We start from the raw sequence: 22,223 nt of genomic DNA on the forward strand, positions 1-22,223 counted from the left end.
TGAGAAGACCCGCAACATACGCCTTCCCACCCCCCACACAAGTACGCGCCATGGCGCGTTGGAGTTCCATCCCCTCTGCGCGTGCCGAGGAGCGCAGTGCATCCGGCCCGCACGCCTGCCGAAGGACAGGCGTGCTTCGTTGTCTAGCTCGCCGCAGCTGTTTGAGCGTAGCGCCCGAAGGGCGCGTAGCGAGTTCTGCGGCGGGGCCGGATGTGCGAGCACCGCAGGTTGCCCGTAGCGAAGCGCAGGGACACGCGCAGTGGGGTCGCCTTTCTTTGGTTACTTTCTTTGGCGAGACAAAGAAAGTAACTCGCCCGCCGGGGCGAATTCCCGGCTCCTGCGCCAAACACCCAACAAGGCAAAAACAAAGGCCCAAGAGCCAAATTCAAGGCTCCTGCGCCAAACAATAAGCAAGGCCAAAACAAAGCCCCGAACGCCAAGTCCATGTGTCCCCCGTCGATGTCCTTGTCGCGGCCGCGCCGCGCCGGTCTCTCAAGGCGTGATGGCGACCTTCAGCACACCCTCGCGCTGGTTCGCGAACAGCTCGTAGGCGCGCTCGATGTCGTCGAGCTTGAAGCGGTGCGTCACCATCGGCCCCAGGTCGACCCGGCGGGACTGGATCACCGCCATCAGCCGCCGCATGCGCTCCTTGCCGCCGGGGCACAAGGTCGTGACGATCTGGTGGTCTCCCAGCCCCGCGGCGAAGGGGCCCAGCGGAATCTTAAGGTCACCGGAGTAGACGCCCAGGCTCGAAAGGGTGCCGCCCGGCCGCAGCACGCGAAGGCAGGCCTCGAAGGTCGACTGCGTGCCCAAGGCCTCGATCGCGACATCGACGCCGCGCCCGTCGGTGATGCGCATGATTTCCTCGATCGGGTCCTTCGCGCTGCCGTCGATCACGAAGTCCGCGCCCATCCGCCGCGCGATCTCGAGCCGGTTCGCCAGCCGATCCACGCCGATGACCGTCGTGGCGCCGCTCAGCTTGGCGCCCGCCGTGGCGCACAAGCCGATCGGACCCTGGGCGAACACCGCGACGGTGTCCCCGATCCGGATGCCGGCACGCTCGGCACCGCCGAAGCCGGTCGACATGATGTCGGGACACATGAGCACCTGCTCGTCCGTCAGGTCGTCGGGCACGGGCGCCAAATTGGCCATGGCATCGGGCACGAGGACGTACTCCGCCTGGCACCCGTCGATGGTGTTGCCGAACTTCCATCCGCCGATGGGCTTCCAGCCATGCTTCGTGCCGGCACCGTCCTGCGAGCATGCGCCGCACAGGCAGGCGTTGCTCCATCCGCTGGGGGTGATGGCGCCGGCGATGACCCGCTGCCCTTCGCGCAAGCCCTGCACGGCGGAGCCCAGCTTCTCGATCACGCCCACCGGCTCGTGGCCGATCGTCAGGCCCTTGGCGACCGGATACTCGCCTTTGAGAATATGGACGTCGGTTCCACAGATGGTCGTGGTGGTCACGCGCATCAACGCATCGAGCGGTCCGACGTCAGGGATCGGCTTTTCGTCCAGCACGATGCGTCCGGGCTGTACGAAGATCGCTGCTTTCATCCGGGCCATGGGGAGTTCCTTTCGGGGGTGTTGTCTAGGACGGGTCGCGATGCCCGCGCATGGCGATCATGTTGCGGCAAAGGCTCGTCGAACTTGCGCAAGATCAAGCCTCGCTGCCTTGTCGTTGCGTACATTGACGATGCGGCCGACGCCGTGTGAACCACTTCGATAGCAAGGAAAGATCATGAGCAACCTCAGACTCCTGGATCCCATGTTCGGCACCGATTTCGATTCGGCCCTGCGCCGCTTCTTCTCCCCCGCCGTGTTCGAAGGCGAACAGGCGCCCCCCAAGATGCGCATCGACGTGACGGAGAACGACAAGGCCTTCACCGTCAAGGCCGACATCCCCGGCGTGAAGAAGGAGGACATCAACGTCAGCGTCAACGGCAATGTCGTGAGCATCAGCGCCGAGACGAAGAGCGAGAAGGAGACCAAGGGCAACGGCGACAAGATCCTGCGCAGCGAACGCTATTACGGCTCGGTCGCCCGCACTTTCAGCCTCGGGCAGGACGTCGACGACGGCAAGGTGGACGCGAAATACGTCGACGGCGTGCTCACGCTGGAACTGCCGAAGAAGGCACCGGCTGCCGCCTCGAAGATCCTCATCCAGTAAAAGCAGGCGCTGGCGGACTGCTCCGCCGGCGATCGGCCCGACGCTCCGCGCGAGAACGGCAAGCGGGTTCCCGGCGATGCCAGCCGCGCACCCGCTGACAAGGCACGTCGAAGACGCAGAGGCGCTGCGCGATCTGCGGCTCCACCAGGTGGAGGCCACGGCCTGCCTGCCGTCCTCGGGCACCCGGCCCTCGATAGCCGGCACTCTTGATCCAGCGCAAATACGGCGGCCCGTTCCTTTGGCAGGATGCCTATGACTCACGGAAAGGATCGCATCATGAGCCGCAACGTTGGATTCATCGATCGCCTCGTCCGCATCGCGGCGGGCGTCCTCCTCATCCTGCTGGCATTCGGCGAAGTCATCGGGCCCTGGGGCTACATCGGGATCGTGCCGCTGCTCACGGGTGCCGCCGGAATCTGCCCGGCCTACGGCCTTCTCGGAATCAGCACCTGCCCGCACGGCGACAAGACAGGCACGCCGACCTGAGCGGACCCTGCCGAAGATTCCGGTGGTCGTCGCCTCGCTCGTCCTGGTCGGCGCCGCCTTGCTGTGGCTCGCCTTCCAATCGAATGGCACGTCGGACATGCCGGCCGGCGGGCTGTCCCGAACATGACCGGCAACGAGGAAACACCATGTACAAGCACATCCTGGTCCCTCTGGACGGCAGCGCGACTGCCGAGCGCGGTTTCCGCGAAGCCCTGCAACTGGCCACGGAGCAGAAGAGCAAGCTGAGCCTGCTGCACGTCATCGACGATTTCCCGATGCTGCTGGAGATGTCGTCCGTCGCGAACTTCGAGGACTCGCTGCGCAAGGTCCGCGAATATGGGGAGCAGGTTCTCGCCAAGGGCCGCAGCGAGGCCGCCAAAGCGGACGTGCCCGTGGACACCTTTCTGCGGGAAGTCACGAACGGCCGGGTTGCCGACGTCGTGATCAAGGAGGCAAGCGCCCTGGGTTGCGATCTGATCGTCATGGGAACGCATGGGCGTCGCGGCTTCAGCCGCCTGGCACTCGGCAGCGATGCCGACCGGGTGGTACGCGCCAGTCCCGTGCCGGTGCTGCTCGTGCGCGAAGCGGACGCATCGGACGAGCGATGAAGGCACCCGATGCCCGGGTGCTCCTGACCGGGGCCTATGGGGGCATCGGAGAGGCCACTGCCGCAGCGCTAGCGCGCGCCGGCGCATCGTTGCTGTTGGCGGGGCGCTCGCCGCCCAGGCTGGCGGCGCCGTCCCGCATGCTCCTGGCCGGCCGCAACGGCGACCCGCGTCGCATGGCAGGGCGCGCCGGCGACCTGGCGGACCCCCGCTTGTTCACCAGGCACCGCCGCAGCATCTAGCGCGCAGGCGGCGCCGCCGCCAGGCCGGTGCCCTCCCCGTCGAACGCCGGCAAGCATCCGACGAATCGTTGCCCCGATGCGCACCGGTGCGCACTCGTGTCAGGCTCGTGGGGGTCGACCCCAGGGAGTAAAGTCCAGCCTTCCAAGCAACCAAACCTAAAGGACGATTTGCCAATGATGCAGGACCCTGTTCGCACAGGTATTCCAGGGTTGGACGAGGTGCTTCTCGGCGGCATCCAGCGCAACAACAACATCCTGGTCGAGGGCGCACCCGGGGCCGGCAAGACCACCCTGGGTCTGGGCTTCATCTACGCGGGCGCCGCCCATTACGGCGAGCCCGGCGTGATCGTCTCCTTCGAACTCGACCCGGAGAAACTGTTGCGGGATGCCAGGGGATTCAACTGGAATCTGCAAGGGCTCATCGACGAACGCAAGGTCAAGATCATCCAGACCTCGCCGGCGGTGCTGCTCAACGAGTTTCGCTCGTCGGACGGCGCGTTCACTGCCGAGTTGGCCGCCATCGGCGCGCGCAGGCTGATGATCGACGGCTTGACGCCGCTGCGGCTCTACGCCGAGAGCAACGACAAGCCCTTCCGCGAGGACGTCCACCTGCTCGTCGAGGGGCTGACGCGGCTTGGCGTCACGACCCTCGTCACCGCGGAGCGTGCGGAAGGCAGGCAGGAAAGCCATGCGCACGAGCGCTTCGTCTTCGACACCATCATTTCGCTGACCCGCACCGAAGTGCGCCGCCGGGTTCACAGGACGCTGTCCGTGGTCAAGTCGCGCGGCCAGGACTTCATCAGCGGAAGCCATTCGATGCGCATCGAGGCCGGCGCGGGCATCCTTGTGTACCGGCGTGCCCAATCGCGCCCCATGGTCGACGAAGACCAGCCCACCTCGACCGAACGCATCTCGGTCGGCTGCGCCGCGCTGGACCTGATCATGGACGGGGGCCTGTACGAGGGCTCGATCACCATGGTCACCGGCATCTCCGGCACCGGAAAGACCGTCCTGGGCGTCCAGTTCCTGACATCGGCGGTCAAGGCCGGCCGGCGGGCGCTGCTGGTGACCCTCGACGAGCATCCGAGACAGCTGATCCGCAACGCAGCGAGCCTGGGCTTCGACCTCGAAGGCCTGATGCGGCAGGGTTCGCTCTTCATGCATTACGAGTCCCCCCTCGAACTGGAACTGGACGTCCACTTCGACCGGGTGGCCAAGCTGGTGGAGAAGGAAGGCATCGATTGCGTCGTGTTCGACTCGGTGGCCGTGTACGAAATGGCCAGTCCTGACCAGGCCCCTGCCTTTCTCTATGCGCTGGCGGACTTCGTCAAGGGACGGCTTGCAACGGCATTCTTCAACTACGAAAGCCCCGAACTCCTGGGGGTCTCGCAGATCAGCGAAGAACTCAAGGGGTCGCACCTGGTCGACAACATCATTCTTCTGAGCTACGTGGAAATCTCCACGCGTCTGCGCCGCGCGATCGCGGTGCCCAAGGTGCGCGGCAGCAAGAACATCCAGACCACCCGCGAGTACGTGATCGGCGCCGGCGGCATCTCCCTGCTCGACGAATCGGTGGTCGACGGCGAGGAGACGACCCCCGTGCCGCAGCTGCCGTTCTCGTCCTACTACGGCTTGCTGGCCCGCTCGCCGTCGCGCAAGAGCCCGGTGATCGAGGACGCCGTCGCGCATGGCAAGGCATTGCCGGACTCGCCGGAACTGCCGCCCGAGACGGCCCCGTGAACGACAGCGCCGACGCCGAGAGCCGTCCGACGGGGTTGGACTGGGAAGGCTGGCGTCGTGCGTTGGGGCGCTTCGCCGCGGCGACGGGTCTGTGCGTGTCCGCCTACGACCCCGAAGGCCAGAGGCAGGCCGGACCGTTCCCCTCGTCGAAGGTCGCGCGCCTGCTGGCGGCGTCGGGTGTCTGGAACGAGGGCCGCCTCGGCGACAGGATCGAGCGGGATCTTGCCGTGCAGGTCCTCGAAACGGGGGCGCCCGCGCACACCAGCGTGTGCGACGAACTGCGCCTGCAGGCCGTCCCCTTGGTGATGGGCGGCCAGGCGCGCGGGGCGATCGTCTACGGGTGGGCGTTCTCCTCTTTCGGCACGCCGCTGGGATGCGAGCGCATCGCGCGCCAGCTTCTCGTCGACGGCGTGCGGCTTTGGGCGGAGGCGCGCCTGGAGTCACCGGTGCCCGAGACGCGCATGACGGTGTACACCGAGCTGCTGGAGACGATGATCGAGTCGACGATCCGCCACACCGAGGCGGTCGAGCGCCTTCAGGAGCTCAGCCGGCTGAGGGAGGTATTTCTCGCCGGCGTGTCGCATGAGCTTCGAACGCCGCTGTCCGTGCTCGGCACGCGAATCGAGCTTCTGCTGCGCGGTGCCCTCGCCGATCCGGAGGCGATCAGGGCATCGCTGGTCAACATGAAGCATCATGTGCAAACCGAGGCGCGGCTGGTCGAGGACCTCATCGAGGCGGCCCGGACTCGCACCGGCCAGCTGCGCCTGGACTTGCAGCCTGCATCGCTTCGCGACGTCCTGCGGGCGGCGGTTTCCGCCGTGCTGCCGCATGCCGAAGCCAAGCAGATCTCCTTCGTCGTTCCGGATCTGGATCAAGCCGGCCGGCTGCCGATCGTCGCCGACGCGCATCGGCTGCAGCAGGTGTTCTGGAACCTGCTCTCCAACGCGGTCAAGTTCACCCCGGCGTCCGGTCGCATCGAGCTTCGGCTGCGCCTCGACGCTCAGAGGTACGCCGTCTCGGTGACGGATACGGGCAGCGGCATCGACGAGGCGCTTCTGCCGCAGGTTTTCAACCCGTTCATGAAGCAGCTGAAGGCGAATGCGCAAGGCCTCGGTCTCGGGCTGTCCATCGCCCGCCACATCGTCGAACGCCATGGCGGAACGATCCGGGTGGAAAGCGCCGGCCGGGATGCCGGGGCGACCTTCCACGTCTCCCTGCCGGTGGCGACCCCGCCGCAAGGAGCAGTTGCGTGACGACTCCTACATCGCGCGTCTTACCTAGATGACGAGAGACTTCTCCCCATCGCACCACCATGCGGCTGAAAGGATTCTGTCGCGCCGAGGTATCCAGGAGTGGCAACATGACCAAGGACAATCAAGCTACCACCCAGACGAACCACCCTCCATCGACGGGACAGCCGGCCGCCGGTTCTCCTGACACCCGCCTCGGCGAGGCCCGAGCGACGAACGTGGGCGGGTTGGGTGGCGACGCGGAGACAAGGGCGCCGGACAACGCAGCGGTGCTGCAAGTGCTCGACGAACTGCTGGAGACCGCGCGCGATCAGGAGTTTGGCTTCCAGGCCTGCGCGGACGAGGCCACTGCACCGCTGCTTCAGGAATTGTTCTATCACCGCGCCGAGCAGTGCCACCAGGCCGCCGACGAGCTGGTCCAATTGATCTGGCGCTTTGGCGGCACGCCCTCCACAGTGGGCAGGTCGAGCGGGGACATCGACCGAGGGCCGCTTCGAATCAGCGAAGCCGGCGGCGCGCAGAGCGACCAGGCGATGCTCGACGAATGCGAACAGCGGGAGGACGCGGCGCTGGCGCGCTACCGCCGGGCGTTGGCGCTGGACCTGCCGCCCGCAGTGCGCAGCTTCGTGGAGCACCAGAGGCTGGGCGCTCAGCGGCACCACGATCGGATCCGCGACCTTCGCCTGGAAGGCCCGCGCCCCGCCTGATCGCCGCTGCGGGGATCTCTCACCTGCGTCGCGTGCTCTTCTCGACAGAGCTGGACTGCGATGGCCGATGCCGCGCAAGTGTTGATGCAGCGCAAGCACCGAGGCTGGCGCGCCGCCAACAATGATCCGACGTCAGGCTACCGAGGACACCAGCCATGAGATCCCGCAGATTCCCTTGGGGTGCCGGCCTTGCAGGCGCCATTCTCGTTTCATCACCACCCGCACTCGCAGCCGTATCGCCGGTGCTGGCCCCGGGCACGCATGCCACCGGCGGCATCAGCCTCGAGGGCCGCGAAGAGATGCAGCAGAGCCGGGAACTCTACAACCTGCGGCTCGCCTTCGCCGAGGCAGGGACCGGCGCCTATCTCGCGGGCGTCACGGTCACGATCGAGCCCACGGGGCGCGATGCGCCCCTGGGCCCCTATCGGGACTGCGGTCCGCTGTTCTACGTGTCGCTCGCGCCCGGTGTCTATCGCGTCACCGCGACCCTTGGGGGCGTTTCGCGAACGACAACCTTGCGCATCGGCAAGGGCGCCACGCAACTGACGCTGTACTGGCCCGCACAGAGCGCGCTTTGAGAGACGGCGATCCGCCGCATGAACGCCATGAAGATCACCATCCATACGCCATCGAGCGGCATCCGCGAATTCCAGGTCGGCACGGCACACCATCCCTACCTGGGCCCCATTCCCGAGGTCGGGCAGACCATGGTGATTCCGGCACAGGCATCGGCCAATGCAGAGGCCGAAGGCGAAGCCACCATCACCCAGATCCGCTGGCACTACAACAGCGTTTCGTGCGCCGTGTGGCCGGAAGTGGTGTGCGTGAGCTCGTCCAGCCCCGAGTAGCGCGATGCATTCGCAAACCCGACACGATCCGTTCACACAGTGTTCCTCACCGCCGTCCGGCATTCACGCAGCAGTCAACGGCAGCGCCTAGATTGAAGTGGCGCCAACGTCGCGGCCGGGTCCACCGGCACAGGGGCGCACGAGGAGAGCGCCATGACCGCGTCGCATGCATCCACCGAGTGGGAACTCCGCTTCGAGCCCCTGTTCCTGTGCCGCCGCGGGTACGTTTTTCCCTGCAACGCGCAGGGTCAGGTCGACATGGACGCCTTGAGCGGCCCAACGCTCAACAACTACCTGTATGCCCGGGCCATGATGGGCCGGGAACTCGCCTGGCCTTGCGTGCAGGCGTGCACGGTGCATTGAGCCGGCCGCCGAAGCACGCGCGCAGCGCCCCACCGCCGGAGCGCGATGTCGCGGTGGGTGAGCATCCCGACGACCTGAGGCGGCGTCTCTTTCGCGGCTTCCTCGAGGAAGCCAACGGCGACGACGCCGACGACTTCCCGGCGGCAGAGGCTCGAAACGTTCTGGGATTCGCTCCTCGGTTGGGTGCCGCAGTCGCCGGTGCCAATCTAGTGGCACGGGGCGTGTTGTAGATCAAGCGGTGGACGCGCCATGGCCTGCGCCTTCGCGCGCGGCGGGTGCAGGCTTGATCTGGATCAAGGCCGTCTCGCGCCAAGCACCTACGCTTTCGCCACTCTTGCTCGACAGGCGACATCATGTTCAAGCGCATCCTGGTGGCCACCGATGGGTCCCGCCTCTCCAAGAAGGCGGTGGCCGGCGCCATTGCCATGGCCGCGCAGCACGACGCCGACCTGGTGGCGCTCACCGTCGTGCCGCACTATCCCAAGAGCTACTACGAAGACACCGCCTTCACGAGGGAAGACGTCTCACGCATCGAGAAGCAGTGGGCCGATACGGCACAGCGCGGGCTCGACGCCGTCGCCCAGCGCGCGAGGGCAGCCGGCGTGCGCATCAAGACCGCCACCGTCAACTCCAACCTCGTGGCGGACGCGGTGATCGCGGCGGCGAAGAAGCACAAGAGCGACCTGATCGTGATGGCCTCGCACGGCCGCAAGGGCCTCAAGCGCCTGCTGCTGGGCAGCGAAACGCAGCACGTGCTGGCCCATTCGACGCTGCCTGTGCTGGTGCTTCGCTAGGCTGAAACATTGAAATGACTGCTGAGGGCCGCTGTCCGACACGCGGCGGCCGCAGCGACATCACCCACCGCGCACCACACCGCCGAGAAACGGGAAGCATCGACATGTCGGAAGCCGATTTCGGAAAGCTCCGTGCCCGGATGGTCGAAGAGCAGATCGCCGATCGCGGCGTGCGCGACCCGCGGGTGCTGGCAGCCATGCGCGCGGTGCCGCGCGAGCGCTTCCTGCCGGAGCCGCTGCGGGAATTCGCGTACGAGGACGCGTCGCTGGCCATCGACGAACAGGGCACGCTGCTCCCGCAGCCCTATCTCGTCGCCGCGATGGCCGATGCCCTGTCGATCGACGCGCAGGCGAAGGTGCTGGAGATCGGCGCCGGCACAGGCTACGCCAGCGCCGTGCTGTCCCACCTCGGCGGCAGGGTCCACAGCATCGAGCCGGTGGATTCGACGGCTGCCAGGGCGGCCGACATCCTGCGCGATCTGCGGTGTCCCCATGTGCACGTCGTGCATGGCGACCCCGATGCGGGACTGCCGGCGCAAGCGCCCTTCGACGCCATCTTCGTGAACCCGGGCAGCGCAAGGCTGGTGGGCGAACTGAAGAAACAACTGTCGATCGGAGGCCGCCTGGTGGCGCCCGCGGGCACCGATCCCGTCGTCCGCGAACTGGTCCGCCTGACGCGCATCGGCCGGGACGAATACACGCGCGAGGACCTGGCGGACATCAGGCTGGCCCCCCTGAACACCGGCGCCGGGCGCCGCGCGGGTGAAGGCTCCCCCGACGCGCGCCTGGCAGGCGCCGTCGGCCGCGAGTGCCAGCGCTTCGGGTCCGTCGAAACCGCGGACCTCGCACCTTTGCTCGATCGCATCGGCGACGCGCGCGTGGTGCTGCTCGGCGAGGCGACGCACGGCAGCTCGGAGTTCTACCGGATGCGCGAGCGCATCACCCGCGGGCTGATCGAGCACAAAGGCTTCGGCTTCATCGCCATCGAGGGCGATTGGCCCGATGCGGCCCGCATCGACCACTATGTGCGCCATGCCGCGCATCGGCCGCCGCAATGGACTGCCTTCGCCCGCTTCCCGGCCTGGATGTGGCGCAACAGGGAAGTGCGCGACTTCGTCGAATGGCTGCGCGGGCGCAACGGCCATGCCGCCGCGGGCGAGCGGGTGGCCTTCCATGGCCTGGACCTCTACAGCCTGTACAACTCGATCCATTCCGTCGTCCGCTATCTGGAGGACGTCGATCCGCAGACTGCCGACATCGCCCGCAGGCGCTATGGCTGCCTGACGCCCTGGCAGTCCGATCCCGCCAGTTATGCGCAGGCGGCACTGAACTCGCAGTACCGCAGTTGCGAGCGCGAAGTGGTCACGATGCTCGGCGACCTGCTGCGCAAACGGCAAGACTACGCCGCGGACGATGGGGAGCGCTTCCTCGACGCAGTGCAGAACGCACGCCTGGTCGCGAACGCGGAACGCTACTACCGCACCATGTACTACGGCTCGCGTGCGTCCTGGAACCTGCGCGACAGCCACATGTTCGAGACCCTGAAGACGCTGCTGGCCTACCACGGCCCCTCGAGCAAGGCGATCGTTTGGGCCCACAACTCGCATGTCGGCGATGCGCGGGCGACAGACATGTCGCGCCGCGGCGAGCACAACATCGGCCAGCTCTGCCGCGCCGAATTCGGCCAGGGCGCCTGCCTGGTGGGCTTCGGAACGCATGGAGGGACGGTGGCGGCGGCGTCCCACTGGGACGGGGCGATGGAAGTCAAGCCGATCCGCCCGGCGCTTGCCGGAAGCTACGAGCGCCTCTTCCACGAATCGGAGGCAGCGAACTTCCTGCTGCCCTTGCGGCGACCCACGTCGGCTGACCTGCTGGCCGCCCTGTCGCAGCCGCGGCTCGAACGTGCCATCGGCGTCCTGTACCGTCCCGAGACGGAGTTGCAGAGCCACTATTTCCAGGCCGTGCTTCCGCGGCAGTTCGACGAGTACGTCTGGTTCGACCAGACCCACGCCATCACGCCTCTTCGGACCGAAACGATCGAAGGACTGCCGGAGACCTATCCCTTCGGACTTTGATCGAAGGCAGAAGGAGACCACCGTGCCGACCTCGCTGCGCTTGAGCATCGGCCCCCAGGAACTGGAAGGCGATCTATGGCTGTCGGATCGCCCGCGGGGCATCGTCGTCTTCGCCCACGGCAGCGGCAGCAGCCGCCACAGCCGCCGCAACCGGCACGTGGCGATGGCGCTGCAGCGCGGAGGACTCGGCACCCTGCTGTTCGACCTGCTCACGCCCCAGGAGGCGGACGACCGGGCCAACGTGTTCGACATTCTTCTGCTGGCGCAGCGGGTGCACGACGCGCTGGATGCGCTCGACGCGCTGCCGCAGGCGCGCCAGCCCATCGGCCTGTTCGGCGCGAGCACGGGCGCCGCCGCCGCACTGGTCGCGGCAGCCCGCCGGCCCGATCGCGTACAGGCCGTCGTCTCCCGGGGCGGACGTCCCGATCTGGCCGGCGAGGCGCTGGACGGGGTCGCCGCACCAACGCTGCTCATCGTGGGGGGCGCGGACACCGAGGTGCTGGCAGTCAATCGAATGGCCATGGGCCGGTTGCGCTGCCAGGCGCGCCTGGAGATCGTGCCGCGCGCCACGCACCTGTTCGAGGAAGCCGGCACGCTCGAAGCGGTCGCCGGCCTCGCCCGGGGCTGGTTCCTCGAGCATCTGCGCGCACCCGCCTGAGACAGCGCGCAGGCGAATCGAGGTGCTCCCATGCCCCGCTTCCGATACTTTCGGTGAAGGAGTATGACGATGAAACGAACACCTGCACCCGGGCCCTCGGGACGCCGCGCGCGGCGAAGCCGCGGCCGAAGTGGCGCCGCTGCCGGCGCCGCCGCGAACAGCCCGATCCCCTCGAAGGACTCGAACGACACGGGCCCGAGCCACGGATGGAGCCCGGACCGATCCGACATCGAACGGGCGAACGAGCGACCCGGTGGCTCGATCGAAGCGGTGTCAAGCCATGCGGACCCCGGCGGCATCGAAGCGCCGGAGGAGCTGCGCGACACGCAGGAGCCCAAAGGCGTCCCCTTCGAGTAAGGCTGGCACGGGCACGCCGGTCGGTCCGTGCTCGCCCCTGCATCGGTCTGCGCGCGCCTTCCGGCGGCCATCCCACGGGACCCGTCACCGGCGCGGCGAGCGGCGCGAAGCCTCCAGCGCCAGCAGCGTCCGCGCATGGCCGGCGAGGATGTGCTCCTCGATCGAGCGAAGCGAAAAATCGAAGTCGCGCGATGCCGGCTCCCCCGCCGTGGCATCACGGACGATGCGAACGATGTCCAGCCCGGACGCCGCGCCCATCAGCTCGACATAGTTCGGGCGTTGCCGCACCTGTGCCGCCGTGGCCGGGTCGAGCAGCTGCACGACATCGTCCACCAGCTTGCGGAAGTCGCCGACCATGGCCTGCTCGGCGCTCGTGCGGCGAATCCGCTCCGCGAAGCCGATCTCGTCGCGGCGCGTCAGCACTTCCATCATGTTGCGCGGCAAGGGCCGCTCGGGGGAGAACAGGTCGATGATGAAGATTCTTTTTCCTGCGACGCCGCAGCGCTCGGCAACCAGGTCCAGCGGCGAGTTGCTGACGATGCCGCCGTCCCAGTAGTGGCGCCCGCCCACCTCCGTCCAGGGCATGCCGGGCGGGAGGCTGCCGCTGGCCAGCAGGTGATCGACCGTGATGTCGTCGACGTAGCTGTCGAAGATCCTGAGCTCCGCAGTCTCGACATCGACGGCGCTCGCGAGCAGCCGCACCGGGCTGTCGCGCAGCGCGGCGAAGTCCACGTAGCGCGCCAGGAGTGCGCGCATCGGCGCGGTGTCGTAGCAGGAGGTCAAAGACGCCGGGTCGGTGAAAAGGCTGCCCGGCATCTGCCAGCGCGGCCGCAGAAAGGCAGGAACGCCCCACATCATCGCGATGGTGGACGACAGGAGGCGCCGGGCCTGTTCCTGTGGCAGCTCCGGCGTGGACATCGCCAGCTCGTGCCAGAAGGACGCCAGCGCCTCGCCGGCATGGCCCGGATGGGATGCGACGATGGCACCGTTGAACGCGCCGATCGAGACGCCGGCCACGATGTCCGGCCGAATGCCGCGCTGCTCCAGCGCCTGGACCGCGCCGCACTCGAAGGCACCGAGGGCACCGCCGCCCTGCAGGATCAGCACGGTCTGGCTCGGGATGTCGGTGATCGAGAAACCGGGCCGGTTCCAGCGCGCGCCGCCGATGCGCCCGATGTGGGTGCGATAGCGGATCAAGGCCCTGATCGCGCTGGTCTCCTGCGCCGGGCGGCCGGTGGTGAACAGCGCGCGCGGCACCTGTCCCTTCAGGTAGAGCAACGCCCAGGCGCCGGAGTCCGGCGACCCGAGTTCCCTGCGCTGCGTGGCGTCGTCGGGCGTCCCCAGAAACTGGAAGCTGGTCTCGAAGACGTCGCAGAAGAAGGTCGACACGTCGTCGTAGGGCAGTTCCTGGCCCAGCATGTTCCTGGCTGCGAGCCTGCCTTGCTTGATGGCGTTGTCCCAATGCTCGACGCGGCGGCGCGTGTGCAGGGCGCGGTCGAGGAAGGCGGCCACGTCGCCTGCGGCGAACACGTCGGGGTCGCTCGAACGCAGCCGCTGGTCGACCAGGACGCCGCTGCCGGTCTGGATGCCGCTGTGCGCCAGGAAGTCGATCTCCGGCGCGACCCCGATGCCGACGACGACGAAGTCGCATGGCAGGAGGCGGCCATCGGAGGTGCGCACCCCTTCCACCCGACCCTCGCCCTCCAGCGCGAGCACCTCGCCGGCCACCATGTCCACGCCGTGCCGTGCATGCTGAGCCTCGAAGAAGCGGGATGCCTCCGGTGCATGCAGGGTCGGGAAAATGCCTTCCCTCGATATCAGCAGCGTCACCTGGACACCCCGTTGCACCAACGATGCCGAGACCTCCATCCCGATGAAGCTGGCGCCGATCACGACTGCCCTGCTGCCCTTGCGGGCCGCCGCCTGGAGGGACCATGCGTCCTCGATGCTGCGCAGGTGGTGGACGCCCTGCAACGCGGCGCCCGGCACCTGCAGCCGCACGGGGCTGGCGCCGGTCGCGATCAGCAGCTTGCGATAGCGCAGCAGCCCTGCGTCGGTCGAGACCCGGTGCGCCTTCGCATCGACGGAGAGTGCGCGTGTCCCGAGCAGGAGATCGATGCGCATTCGAAGGTAGTCGGCCTGCCTCAGCACCGGCGGCGGCTCGCGGACCGTGTCGGCGACGAGGATTCGCTTCGACAGCGGAGGACGATGGTAGGGCAGGCGCTGCTCGGCGCTCACGATGACGATCGAACCTTCGGCGCCTTCCTGGCGCAGCGCTTCCGCCGCCGTCGCGCTGGCGAGCCCGCCGCCCAGCAACAGGAAGTCGACTTCTCTCGCGGCGGCGGGCCGGCGGACCGACGGCTTCGCGGACGGCGATCGCGCGCGCGCCCCGGCGATTCCGTGCGCCATCACGTGCCTGGAGCCGGGCACCGTGTCCGGGCCGCCGGGAGATTCGATCTGCATCGGGATTCGTTATACATGCCCCGCGCCGCGACTTGCACGCAGCGGGAACGGAGGAAAGGGGCACTCATCGTCGCGGCACGGCACGACTTCGGACTTGATGTTCGTCAAGCGGCCGGCGGTCGCCGCGCGCACTTGATCCAGCGCAATACGGCGGCCGTCACCGCTTCCTACAGTGAGAGCGCGGCCCCTGCGGCACGCCTCACGCCATCTCTGAAAGGAAGCGACCGATGAAATCCGATGCACAACTTCGAACCGACGTCCTGGCCGAGCTGGACTGGGACCCTGCGATCCAGGCGGCTGCGGTCGGCGTGACGGTCAAGGACGGGGTCGTCACCCTGACCGGCCATCTCGCCAGCCATGCCGAGAAGGCGGCTGCCGAACGCGCGGTGCAGCGCGTCCGCGGCGTGAAGGCCATTGCCGTCGAGCTCTCGGTGAAGCTGCCCGCCGGCGACGAGCGCACCGACGCCGACATCGCGAGAGCGGCCGAGCATGCGCTGACCTGGAATGTCTGGGTCCCCGACGGCAAGGTCACCCCCATGGTCGAGGGCGGCTGGGTCACGCTGGACGGCGAAGTCGAATGGGAATACCAGCGCCGCGCGGCGGAGAAAGCGGTGCGTCCGCTGATGGGAGTCAGGGGCGTGTCGAACATGATCAGGATCGCTCCGCAGCTGAAGGCGGCCGACATCGAGAAGAGGCTGCACGAGGCCCTGGCGCGCCAGGCGAGGCGAGAAAGCGATCGCATCGACATCTCGGTCATGGGCTCCCAGGTCACGTTGCGGGGGCGGGTCCATTCCTACGCCGAATCGGCGGCGGCGCGGCATGCGGCCTGGTCGGTGCCCGGCATCACATCCGTCGTCAACGAACTCAGGGTCGAGGACTGAACGCCATGCCGGCCCTGAACACCACGTTCGATGCAGGCGGCGCCGGGGCGATGGACGGCGTGATGTTCTCCCGCGCCGGATGCCTGGCCGCGCTGGACGCCATCGAGACCGAGATGGAAAAGGCGCTGGAGCAGGCGCGCCGCCAACACGCCGCCCGCTGCCTGCAAGCCCTGCGGGCCTTGCTTGCCCCGTTCGAGCTGTCACGGCATGAGGTTCGAATCTGCGCGAACTCCGGTTCCACCTGCCTGAGCGTGCATGCGCGTCCTTCCTGCCCCGCCGCCGGGGCCAGGCACCTGAGCACGCTGCGGGCCGACGGCATCGTGCTCGATGTGCTGCAGGAGATCGACGAGTTCCTCCAGGATCACGAAGAGTGGACCCGGGTTCTCGACGGCGAAGTCCTGAATCCCTGACGCAGCGAAGCCGGGTTGCGCCATGCCGCCCGGCTGGAGCCGGCGCCGGCACGGCGCGGGCGGGGTTGGCTCCAGCCCAATGCCTTTCAGACGCCTACCTTGAGTTCGTTGATCACGCCGGTGACGCCGGGCGCCGACCATGCAGCGCCCTGCGCAGCAGCGCGCTCGGCCCAGGAGTGCACGGTGCCATGCAGGCGCGCGGTGGAGCCGCTGACCTCGACCTCGATGCGGTCGGCTTCCTGCGCGGCATACCGCTCCAGCGCCTCGCGGATGCGCTCGGTCACGTTGGACGACAGCACCCTGGGCTTGATGACGACCTCGTTGGTGAAGCCCAGGACACCCGTCAACGAACGGATCGCCTGAGCCGCCGCGTCGCGCTGGTAGTCCCAGTCGACGTCGCCCCGCAAGGTGACCCAGCCTCCCTCGACCTTGACCGTGAGGCGCTCGTTCGGCACCAGCGTGTGCCAGCTGAGCGCCGTCTCGGCGGCCTGCGCAATCTCGGAATCGTTGCGCTTGTGTCCCGGTGCGAGCTTGACGTCCAGTTCCACGGCGAGCGCCCTGACGCCCTCGACGCGTTGCACGGCCCGCTCCACCAGGTATTTCTCGCCGTAGGTCTCGAGGTGACCGCTGAGCGTCACGACACCCTTGTCGACCGCGACGCCGACGTGGGTCGCGTTCACCGCGGGATCCCATGCCAGTTCCTGTTCCACATCCTGCTTCAGTTGGGCATCCGTTTTCATGATCTGCCTTTCGCACTTCGATCCATGGACCCATGCCTGCATGGCATCGATGCAGGCGCCTCGGGCGACCTCGGTGTCGTACCCGCGAAACCATCGTGCATGCAGCGCCCGTCCACCTTCTTGCGCCAGCGCAAACCCGCAGCGCGCGCGCCCCTCCTCGCAGCGATCCGGCTCGCAGAGGCCGATGCCCAGGCCCTCAGTGAAGCGCAGCCGCCTGCACCGGCGACGCCATGTGCTGGATGAAGCGGGTCAGCGCTTCCACCTTCGGGATGTGGATGTCGCGCCGGCCCTTCTCGATGAAGCGGATCACGTCGCCGCGCGCGAGCCTGGACAGCGCGCGGCTGACCGATTCCAGCGTCATGCCCAGGTAGTTGCCGATCTCGGCGCGTGTCATGTGGAGCGTGATCTGGTCCGTGCGCAGGCCCCTCTGCTCGAGCGCGTCGGCCCAGTAGCGCAGGAAGCCGGCCACGCGCGCATCGGCCGGCAGCGTGCACAGCGACAGCAGCGAGTCGTGGTCGCGCACGAGTTCGCGGCTCATGGCCTCGTGCAGCGCCGTCAACAGCGCGGGGGCGCGCAAGGCCGCCTGCAAGAGCGCGTCGTAACGCACGGCCCAGACTTCGCCGGTGTCGATCGCGACGGCGTCGCCGCCGTAGTGGCCGGCGGAAATGCCGTCCAGCCCCAGCCAGTCGCCCCTGAAGTGCAGGCCGATGACCTGTTCGCGCCCTTCGGCGCTCAGGCTGACGGTCTTGAAGAAGCCCGAGTTGATGATGTAGAAGCAGCCGAAGGGCTGTCCGACCTGGTAGACCGCCTCACCGCAGCGCACCACGCGCCGCGTGACTGCCACCGTTTCCTCGACCAGGCGCAGCATGTCGGCAATACGCTGGACGCCCGACGCGGCCGGCTTGGCAGGGGTGGTGACTGCGTTCATCTCTGGTTCCTTTTGTCTGTCGATGCCGCTAGCGTAGAAAGGCTTCGCAACAGGACCGATAACACGTCGACCGCCTGGCGTAACAGTGGGTGAATGCTCGATGTCCGGCGTGTATCAGGGTGCCGCAGCGCGCGTTTCCTTGACGCAGGTCAAATCGGCAAACACGGCAGCGCCTACCTTCCAGCTTGTGAGTTCGCGACCATCGCTACCTGAGCTATCGGCACGGCTGGATCAGCCGCTGGCCGCCGCCAGCCTCCTCGCGGCCTTCGCCGAGGCGGACGGCGTGCGGTCTCCGGGGCGCGACCGTCCGGCTGCCGAGCCGCTGCGAGGCAGGAATCTCGCGGTTCTGCTCGGGTCGGCGCCCGTCGGCGACACGCCGGCGCTGAGCCGCGCTGCCCAGGAACTCGGCGCCAAGGTGGCGGAGTTGCGCTTCGCCGAGCCGGCGCCGGGCAGCACCGATGTCCGCATGCTCGCCCGCATGCTGGGTCGGATGTACGACGCTGTCGACTGCGGCCTCCTGGCGGCCCCGGTCGTCCGGCAGATCGAGCGCGAAGCCGGCGTACCCGTCTATCGCGGCCTGTTCCTGGACGAACATCCCGCCCGCGCAGTCGCCGATCTCATGACGCTCCACGAATGCAGCAGACTCCCGGGCGCGACGATGGTGTTCGCGGGCGACTCGGGCGCGCCGAGGGCGGAGCGCTTTCTGTGCGGTGCGCGCGAACTGGGTTTCAAGGTCATCCTCGGCGCGCCCGAAGCTTTCGCCGGCCCGGATGTCAACTTCTTCGTCGACGCGCGGCATTCGCCGCATTGGACGCTGCGTGAGGGCAACCACCCCGTGGACGAGCCGCGCCGTGCCGAGAACCATCGCTGCGTGATCAAAGCCATTCTGCTGGACACGCTCGCCAGGCCTTGAGCCGCGCCGGCCATGCCGGGTGGCTCAGCGGCACCAGAGTTCGATCTGGTGGCTCAGGTCCGTCCAGATGGCTTGAACCGCCATGGCCGCGAGCATCACGCCCGCCAGCCGGCATCCCCATTCTTTCCGGACAACGCCTGCGCCCGCCGCCAGGCGGGTCCACAGCCAGGGGGCGAGCACCAGCGAGAGGCCGCTGCCTGCCGCGAACAGGGCCATGGCCGCCGCGCCCCCGACAGGCGAGTTGGCCAGGCCCGCGAGCATCAGGGCCGAGTAGAGCAGCCCGCAGGGCATGCAGACCCACAGGGCCCCCGTGGCGAACAGCCCTGGCGCCGTGCCCACGGCGGGGCGCAGCCGCGCGGACATGCCGCGGCCCAGCCGATGCGCCCACAGCGGTTGACGGCCCGTCACCACGAGCGCCGATCCCCAGGCGAGGATGAACACGTGGAGGACGACCCACAAGGGCCGCAGCGCGATCGCGTGGCTGCTCGCCGCAGCCAGGCCCTGCACGGCCGATGCGGCGATGGCGCCCGCACCCGCGTAGCCTGCAATGCGACCCGCGTGGAAGATCCATGCCGCCCTGCCCTCGCCGCTCAGCGCCGGGAGCGACGCGGCGGCGGCGCCGCCGCCCACCGGGCGGACGATGCGGATGACGCCGCTGCAGGCTGCCGCGCACATGGCGACGCAATGCGGCCCCCCCAACAGGCCCATCAGCAAGGCGGTGCCCGCCAGAGCAGTCTGCATGTTCATGCGGCGGAGCAAGCGGCGGCAACCGCGACGTTGGAGGCGTTCGACATGGGGTGCGATGGCAAATCCAGGCCACTATGCCGTCGGCAGGGCCTGCCGACATTGATGTGCGTCAAACCGGCGATGCGCAGCGCGACCCAGAATCGACCGCATCCCCAGCACACCATGAACTCTCAGCACATCAAGGTCGCCTGCTCCAGTTGCAACCTGCGCGAACTCTGCATGCCTGCCGGCCTGGACGCCGGCGATCTCGCACGCATCGACGCGATCGTCGCCCGGCGCCGCAAGGTCAAGCGGCGCGAAACGCTGTTCCGGACCGGCGATCCGTTCACCTCGCTGTTCGCCATCCGCAGCGGCTTCTTCAAGACGCGCGTGGCCAGCGAAGACGGGCGCGACCAGGTGACCGGCTTCCAGATGGCCGGCGAGATCATCGGCCTGGATGGCATCGTCAACGACCAGCACAGCTGCGATGCGGTGGCGCTGGAGGATGCCGAGGTCTGCGTCATGCCCTTCCACCAGATCGAGGCGCTGTCGCGCGAAGTGCAGGCGCTGCAGCGGCATGTCCACCAGATCATGAGCCGCGAGATCGTGCGCGAGCACGGCGTGATGCTGCTGCTGGGCAGCATGCGCGCCGAGGAGCGGCTGGCCGCCTTCCTGCTCAACCTGGTCCAGCGGCTGCATGCCCGCGGCTTCTCGCAATCGGAGTTCATCCTTCGCATGACGCGCGAGGAGATCGGCAGCTACCTCGGCCTCACGCTCGAAACGGTGAGCCGGACCATGTCGAAGTTCATGAGCGACGGCATCCTCGACATCGATCAGCGCCGCGTGCGCATCGTCGATCCCGAGGGCCTGCGGCGCATGATCAATCCTCCTGGCTGTTGATCACCGCGGCCGGCTGCATGAGCAGCAGCGTCAGCGCGTTGGCACAGGCGCCGAACAGCCAGAAGAGAAAGAACCCGGCCGTGTAGATCGCCTGCCGCGACAGCGCGAGGGTTTCGCCGCGCCAGTGCAGGTCGGCCGGGTCGACCAGCGCGAACACCACGAGTTCGGTGACGCAGGCCAGCAGGAAGGCCGGCCAGAGAATCGACATCCACTGCTGGCGTTTCATTGCTTCGCGCCCGGCGCATATTCCGCCGGCGTCGCCGCATGGTTGCGCCCGGCGATCGCCGGCAGCAGGCCCTTGCCGGCCCGCTCCCCGGATGACCCGAGGGCGCGCGGGTTGTCGCTCTGCGGCACCACCGGGTCGGGCGTGCGCAGCGCGAGGTACAGCGTCACGAAGCTGGCCACGACCACGATGGCGGGCAGGCCGAGCACCATCCACAGCATCGGGTGGCGCCACCAGGGATCGGCGGCGGCCGGGGGTGGGGCGAGTTCGTTCATCGGATCTCCTTCTTCTGTCGTTTCACCGGGGCACCAGGAAGGTGGTCTTCTCCGACACCTGCGCACCGCCCTCTTCCGCGCGCACGTCGAAGTGCACGGGGTGCGAGCCGGGCGTGGCGCTGCCATAGGGAAGTTGCAGGCCCACGACCACCCAGCGCGCCTGCGCGGGGCCGACCTCCACCGTGGCCGAGGAAGCCACGCGCAGGCCGGGCAGTCCGCGGGCTTCGATGCGGTAATGCTGCGGCCGCTCGGTCGCATTCATGATCTGCAGCCGGTACACGTTCTCGAGCTGCCCGCCTTCGACGATGCGGGCCAGCGAGGCGCGGTCGCGCACCACGTCGACTTTCATCGGCGTGCGCACCACCAGGCTGGCGAGCAGGCCGGCGGTCAAGGCGAGCAGCACCGCGGCATAAATCAGCACCCGCGGGCGCAGCACCCGACGCAACACCTGCGCCCGCGTCCAGCCGCCGGCCATGCTGTTCTGCGTCGCGTAGCGGATCAGGCCGCGCGGGGCCGCCATCTTGTCCATGACGGTGTCGCAGGCGTCCACGCACAGGCCGCAGCCGATGCACTGGTACTGCAGACCCTGGCGGATGTCGATGCCGGTGGGGCAGACCTGCACGCACAGGGCGCAGTCGATGCAGTCGCCGAGACCGCGGGCGCGGGCGTCGCTGCCCTTGGGCCGCACGCCGCGCGGCTCGCCGCGCGCGCCGTCGTAGCTGACGATGAGCGTGTCGCGGTCGAACATCGCGCTCTGGAAGCGCGCATACGGGCACATGTACGTGCAGACCTGCTCGCGCATGAAGCCGGCGTTGCCGTAGGTGGCGAAGCCGTAGAACAGCACCCAGAAGACCTCCCAGCCGCTCATCTGCGTCTGCAGGAAGGCCAGGCCGAGTTCGCGGACCGGGGTGAAGTAGCCGACGAAGGTGAAGCCGGTCCACAGGGCGATGCCGAGCCACACGACGTGCTTGAACCATTTCTTGACCAGCTTCTCGAGCGAGAAGGACTCGCCGTCCAGCCGCATGCGGGCGGTCCGGTTGCCTTCGATGCGGTGCTCCACCCACATGAACATCTCGGTGTAGACGGTCTGCGGACAGGCATAGCCGCACCACAGCCGCCCCGCCACCGCCGTGAACAGGAACAGCGACAGCGCCGAGATCACCAGCAGGCCGGTGAGGTAGATGAGGTCCTGCGGGTACAGCACCAGCCCGAAGATGTAGAAGCGCCGCGCGCTCAGGTCGAACAGCACCGCCTGGCGCTGGCCCCATTCGAGCCAGGGCAAACCGTAGAAGACCAGCTGGGTGAGGAACACCATCGCCCAGCGCCAGCGGGCGAAGACGCCGCGCACGCTGCGCGGATAGACCTTCTGGTGGGCCGCGAAGAGCCCGCCGCCGGACGGCGCCGCCGGCTCCGCGGCAATGGGGATGACCCGGCGCGAAGGCCGCACCGGTGTGGGACTGTCGGCCATG

General features: G+C 68.2%; 26 protein-coding genes. 18 read left to right on the forward strand and 8 right to left on the reverse strand.

Translation table 11 applies throughout. The features are described 5' to 3' along the window. Positions 1-492 precede the first annotated feature (492 nt). Positions 493-1,566, reverse strand: a complete 1,074-nt coding sequence (locus tag ABEA07_RS23270; protein WP_345540856.1) for an NAD(P)-dependent alcohol dehydrogenase — start codon at positions 1,564-1,566, stop codon at positions 493-495. 175 nt (positions 1,567-1,741) lie between these two features. Between ABEA07_RS23270 and ABEA07_RS23275 the strand changes: the two genes are divergently transcribed. The 14 genes from ABEA07_RS23275 to ABEA07_RS23340 all read left to right on the forward strand — a co-directional run bounded on the left by ABEA07_RS23275 (position 1,742) and on the right by ABEA07_RS23340 (position 12,295). After that, positions 1,742-2,170: an Hsp20/alpha crystallin family protein gene (locus ABEA07_RS23275; protein WP_345540857.1), complete on the forward strand. Its 429-nt coding sequence runs from the start codon at positions 1,742-1,744 to the stop codon at positions 2,168-2,170. Between the two features lie 276 nt (positions 2,171-2,446). Then, the gene (locus ABEA07_RS23280) at positions 2,447-2,656 is read left to right on the forward strand and encodes a YgaP family membrane protein (RefSeq protein WP_345540859.1); all 210 of its coding nucleotides are present in this window, start codon (positions 2,447-2,449) and stop codon (positions 2,654-2,656) included. 146 nt (positions 2,657-2,802) lie between these two features. Next, positions 2,803-3,264: a universal stress protein gene (locus ABEA07_RS23285; RefSeq protein ID WP_345540860.1), complete on the forward strand. Its 462-nt coding sequence runs from the start codon at positions 2,803-2,805 to the stop codon at positions 3,262-3,264. Continuing rightward, on the forward strand, positions 3,261-3,503 hold the full coding sequence (locus ABEA07_RS23290) for an SDR family NAD(P)-dependent oxidoreductase (RefSeq protein ID WP_345540862.1): 243 nt from the start codon (positions 3,261-3,263) through the stop codon (positions 3,501-3,503). Before ABEA07_RS23285 ends, ABEA07_RS23290 begins: the two co-directional genes overlap by 4 nt. Positions 3,504-3,680: 177 nt before the next feature. Next, a complete protein-coding gene (locus tag ABEA07_RS23295) occupies positions 3,681-5,243 on the forward strand; it encodes an ATPase domain-containing protein (protein ID WP_345541397.1) in 1,563 nt (520 codons plus the stop codon). Beyond that, positions 5,240-6,496 (forward strand): ATP-binding protein, encoded by a 1,257-nt coding sequence (locus ABEA07_RS23300; protein WP_345540863.1) that lies wholly within the window; start codon positions 5,240-5,242, stop codon positions 6,494-6,496. The genes ABEA07_RS23295 and ABEA07_RS23300 overlap by 4 nt, the downstream gene beginning before the upstream one ends. A gap of 107 nt (positions 6,497-6,603) precedes the next feature. After that, positions 6,604-7,200, forward strand: coding sequence for a PA2169 family four-helix-bundle protein (locus ABEA07_RS23305; RefSeq protein WP_345540865.1), 597 nt, complete (start codon positions 6,604-6,606; stop codon positions 7,198-7,200). Between the two features lie 155 nt (positions 7,201-7,355). Further along, on the forward strand, positions 7,356-7,778 hold the full coding sequence (locus tag ABEA07_RS23310; protein WP_345540866.1) for a hypothetical protein: 423 nt from the start codon (positions 7,356-7,358) through the stop codon (positions 7,776-7,778). 18 nt (positions 7,779-7,796) lie between these two features. Then, a complete protein-coding gene (locus ABEA07_RS23315; protein WP_345540867.1) occupies positions 7,797-8,048 on the forward strand; it encodes a hypothetical protein in 252 nt (83 codons plus the stop codon). A 153-nt stretch (positions 8,049-8,201) separates the two neighbouring features. Next, complete coding sequence (locus ABEA07_RS23320; RefSeq protein WP_345540868.1) at positions 8,202-8,411, forward strand: hypothetical protein; 210 nt, start codon at positions 8,202-8,204, stop codon at positions 8,409-8,411. Positions 8,412-8,764: 353 nt separating this feature from the next. Further along, on the forward strand, positions 8,765-9,205 hold the full coding sequence (locus ABEA07_RS23325; RefSeq protein ID WP_345540869.1) for a universal stress protein: 441 nt from the start codon (positions 8,765-8,767) through the stop codon (positions 9,203-9,205). A gap of 104 nt (positions 9,206-9,309) precedes the next feature. Then, a complete protein-coding gene (locus tag ABEA07_RS23330; RefSeq protein WP_345540870.1) occupies positions 9,310-11,280 on the forward strand; it encodes an erythromycin esterase family protein in 1,971 nt (656 codons plus the stop codon). A gap of 22 nt (positions 11,281-11,302) precedes the next feature. Then, on the forward strand, positions 11,303-11,938 hold the full coding sequence (locus ABEA07_RS23335; RefSeq protein ID WP_345540872.1) for a dienelactone hydrolase family protein: 636 nt from the start codon (positions 11,303-11,305) through the stop codon (positions 11,936-11,938). A 69-nt stretch (positions 11,939-12,007) separates the two neighbouring features. Next, positions 12,008-12,295: a hypothetical protein gene (locus ABEA07_RS23340; RefSeq protein WP_345540873.1), complete on the forward strand. Its 288-nt coding sequence runs from the start codon at positions 12,008-12,010 to the stop codon at positions 12,293-12,295. 84 nt (positions 12,296-12,379) lie between these two features. On the opposite strand, the gene ABEA07_RS23345 is transcribed toward ABEA07_RS23340, so the two are convergent. Beyond that, positions 12,380-14,758, reverse strand: a complete 2,379-nt coding sequence (locus ABEA07_RS23345; protein WP_345540874.1) for an FAD-dependent oxidoreductase — start codon at positions 14,756-14,758, stop codon at positions 12,380-12,382. Positions 14,759-14,985: 227 nt separating this feature from the next. On the opposite strand from ABEA07_RS23345, the gene ABEA07_RS23350 reads away from it, so the two are divergent. Together ABEA07_RS23350 and ABEA07_RS23355 are read left to right on the forward strand one after the other, a co-directional pair. Next, positions 14,986-15,639, forward strand: a complete 654-nt coding sequence (locus tag ABEA07_RS23350) for a BON domain-containing protein (RefSeq protein ID WP_345540876.1) — start codon at positions 14,986-14,988, stop codon at positions 15,637-15,639. A 5-nt stretch (positions 15,640-15,644) separates the two neighbouring features. Beyond that, positions 15,645-16,049 (forward strand): hypothetical protein, encoded by a 405-nt coding sequence (locus ABEA07_RS23355; RefSeq protein ID WP_345540877.1) that lies wholly within the window; start codon positions 15,645-15,647, stop codon positions 16,047-16,049. Between the two features lie 86 nt (positions 16,050-16,135). Here the strand turns inward: ABEA07_RS23355 and ABEA07_RS23360 are convergent, their stop codons facing one another. Further along, on the reverse strand, positions 16,136-16,789 hold the full coding sequence (locus ABEA07_RS23360) for a BON domain-containing protein (protein ID WP_345540878.1): 654 nt from the start codon (positions 16,787-16,789) through the stop codon (positions 16,136-16,138). Between the two features lie 196 nt (positions 16,790-16,985). Then, complete coding sequence (locus ABEA07_RS23365; protein WP_345540879.1) at positions 16,986-17,717, reverse strand: Crp/Fnr family transcriptional regulator; 732 nt, start codon at positions 17,715-17,717, stop codon at positions 16,986-16,988. A 100-nt stretch (positions 17,718-17,817) separates the two neighbouring features. On the opposite strand from ABEA07_RS23365, the gene ABEA07_RS23370 reads away from it, so the two are divergent. After that, positions 17,818-18,630, forward strand: coding sequence for a Rossmann-fold NAD(P)-binding domain-containing protein (locus tag ABEA07_RS23370; protein WP_345540880.1), 813 nt, complete (start codon positions 17,818-17,820; stop codon positions 18,628-18,630). 24 nt (positions 18,631-18,654) lie between these two features. Here ABEA07_RS23370 and ABEA07_RS23375 read toward each other — a convergent pair whose 3' ends face one another. Further along, positions 18,655-19,371 (reverse strand): sulfite exporter TauE/SafE family protein, encoded by a 717-nt coding sequence (locus tag ABEA07_RS23375; RefSeq protein ID WP_345540882.1) that lies wholly within the window; start codon positions 19,369-19,371, stop codon positions 18,655-18,657. Positions 19,372-19,539: 168 nt separating this feature from the next. Here ABEA07_RS23375 and fnr point away from each other — a divergent pair, with 168 nt between their 5' ends. Continuing rightward, positions 19,540-20,256 carry a fumarate/nitrate reduction transcriptional regulator Fnr gene (gene fnr / locus ABEA07_RS23380; RefSeq protein WP_345540884.1) on the forward strand — a complete coding sequence of 239 codons (717 nt, stop codon included), beginning with the start codon at positions 19,540-19,542 and terminating at the stop codon, positions 20,254-20,256. Here the strand turns inward: fnr and ABEA07_RS23385 are convergent. From ABEA07_RS23385 to ccoG, 3 genes are read right to left on the reverse strand one after another with little or no spacing between them, the layout of a single operon-like run. Beyond that, positions 20,237-20,482 carry a hypothetical protein gene (locus ABEA07_RS23385; protein ID WP_345540885.1) on the reverse strand — a complete coding sequence of 82 codons (246 nt, stop codon included), beginning with the start codon at positions 20,480-20,482 and terminating at the stop codon, positions 20,237-20,239. The two genes, fnr and ABEA07_RS23385, sit on opposite strands and share 20 nt — an antisense overlap. After that, positions 20,479-20,754, reverse strand: a complete 276-nt coding sequence (locus ABEA07_RS23390) for a nitrogen fixation protein FixH (protein ID WP_345540886.1) — start codon at positions 20,752-20,754, stop codon at positions 20,479-20,481. The genes ABEA07_RS23385 and ABEA07_RS23390 overlap by 4 nt, the downstream gene beginning before the upstream one ends. A gap of 22 nt (positions 20,755-20,776) precedes the next feature. After that, the gene (gene ccoG, locus ABEA07_RS23395) at positions 20,777-22,222 is read right to left on the reverse strand and encodes a cytochrome c oxidase accessory protein CcoG (protein WP_345540887.1); all 1,446 of its coding nucleotides are present in this window, start codon (positions 22,220-22,222) and stop codon (positions 20,777-20,779) included. Position 22,223: the final 1 nt, after the last annotated feature.

It is taken from the genome of Variovorax defluvii, assembly GCF_039541515.1.
GTDB lineage: Bacteria > Pseudomonadota > Gammaproteobacteria > Burkholderiales > Burkholderiaceae_C > Variovorax > Variovorax defluvii.

Excerpts from the sequence above, each read along its gene's own strand:
- ABEA07_RS23295 (WP_345541397.1), top strand. The coding sequence starts at position 3,681 with ATGCAGGACCCTGTTCGCACAGGTATTCCAGGGTTGGACGAGGTGCTT.
- ABEA07_RS23375 (WP_345540882.1), bottom strand. The coding sequence starts at position 19,371 with ATGCAGACTGCTCTGGCGGGCACCGCCTTGCTGATGGGCCTGTTGGGG.
- ABEA07_RS23325 (WP_345540869.1), top strand. The coding sequence starts at position 8,765 with ATGTTCAAGCGCATCCTGGTGGCCACCGATGGGTCCCGCCTCTCCAAG.
- ABEA07_RS23330 (WP_345540870.1), top strand. The coding sequence starts at position 9,310 with ATGTCGGAAGCCGATTTCGGAAAGCTCCGTGCCCGGATGGTCGAAGAG.
- ABEA07_RS23370 (WP_345540880.1), top strand. The coding sequence starts at position 17,818 with ATGTCCGGCGTGTATCAGGGTGCCGCAGCGCGCGTTTCCTTGACGCAG.
- ABEA07_RS23320 (WP_345540868.1), top strand. The coding sequence starts at position 8,202 with ATGACCGCGTCGCATGCATCCACCGAGTGGGAACTCCGCTTCGAGCCC.
- ABEA07_RS23345 (WP_345540874.1), bottom strand. The coding sequence starts at position 14,758 with ATGCAGATCGAATCTCCCGGCGGCCCGGACACGGTGCCCGGCTCCAGG.
- ABEA07_RS23365 (WP_345540879.1), bottom strand. The coding sequence starts at position 17,717 with ATGAACGCAGTCACCACCCCTGCCAAGCCGGCCGCGTCGGGCGTCCAG.
- ABEA07_RS23315 (WP_345540867.1), top strand. The coding sequence starts at position 7,797 with ATGAACGCCATGAAGATCACCATCCATACGCCATCGAGCGGCATCCGC.
- ABEA07_RS23355 (WP_345540877.1), top strand. The coding sequence starts at position 15,645 with ATGCCGGCCCTGAACACCACGTTCGATGCAGGCGGCGCCGGGGCGATG.
- ABEA07_RS23280 (WP_345540859.1), top strand. The coding sequence starts at position 2,447 with ATGAGCCGCAACGTTGGATTCATCGATCGCCTCGTCCGCATCGCGGCG.
- ccoG (WP_345540887.1), bottom strand. The coding sequence starts at position 22,222 with ATGGCCGACAGTCCCACACCGGTGCGGCCTTCGCGCCGGGTCATCCCC.
- ABEA07_RS23305 (WP_345540865.1), top strand. The coding sequence starts at position 6,604 with ATGACCAAGGACAATCAAGCTACCACCCAGACGAACCACCCTCCATCG.
- ABEA07_RS23385 (WP_345540885.1), bottom strand. The coding sequence starts at position 20,482 with ATGAAACGCCAGCAGTGGATGTCGATTCTCTGGCCGGCCTTCCTGCTG.
- ABEA07_RS23390 (WP_345540886.1), bottom strand. The coding sequence starts at position 20,754 with ATGAACGAACTCGCCCCACCCCCGGCCGCCGCCGATCCCTGGTGGCGC.
- ABEA07_RS23350 (WP_345540876.1), top strand. The coding sequence starts at position 14,986 with ATGAAATCCGATGCACAACTTCGAACCGACGTCCTGGCCGAGCTGGAC.
- ABEA07_RS23275 (WP_345540857.1), top strand. The coding sequence starts at position 1,742 with ATGAGCAACCTCAGACTCCTGGATCCCATGTTCGGCACCGATTTCGAT.
- ABEA07_RS23310 (WP_345540866.1), top strand. The coding sequence starts at position 7,356 with ATGAGATCCCGCAGATTCCCTTGGGGTGCCGGCCTTGCAGGCGCCATT.
- ABEA07_RS23360 (WP_345540878.1), bottom strand. The coding sequence starts at position 16,789 with ATGAAAACGGATGCCCAACTGAAGCAGGATGTGGAACAGGAACTGGCA.
- ABEA07_RS23340 (WP_345540873.1), top strand. The coding sequence starts at position 12,008 with ATGAAACGAACACCTGCACCCGGGCCCTCGGGACGCCGCGCGCGGCGA.
- ABEA07_RS23270 (WP_345540856.1), bottom strand. The coding sequence starts at position 1,566 with ATGGCCCGGATGAAAGCAGCGATCTTCGTACAGCCCGGACGCATCGTG.
- ABEA07_RS23285 (WP_345540860.1), top strand. The coding sequence starts at position 2,803 with ATGTACAAGCACATCCTGGTCCCTCTGGACGGCAGCGCGACTGCCGAG.
- fnr (WP_345540884.1), top strand. The coding sequence starts at position 19,540 with ATGAACTCTCAGCACATCAAGGTCGCCTGCTCCAGTTGCAACCTGCGC.
- ABEA07_RS23290 (WP_345540862.1), top strand. The coding sequence starts at position 3,261 with ATGAAGGCACCCGATGCCCGGGTGCTCCTGACCGGGGCCTATGGGGGC.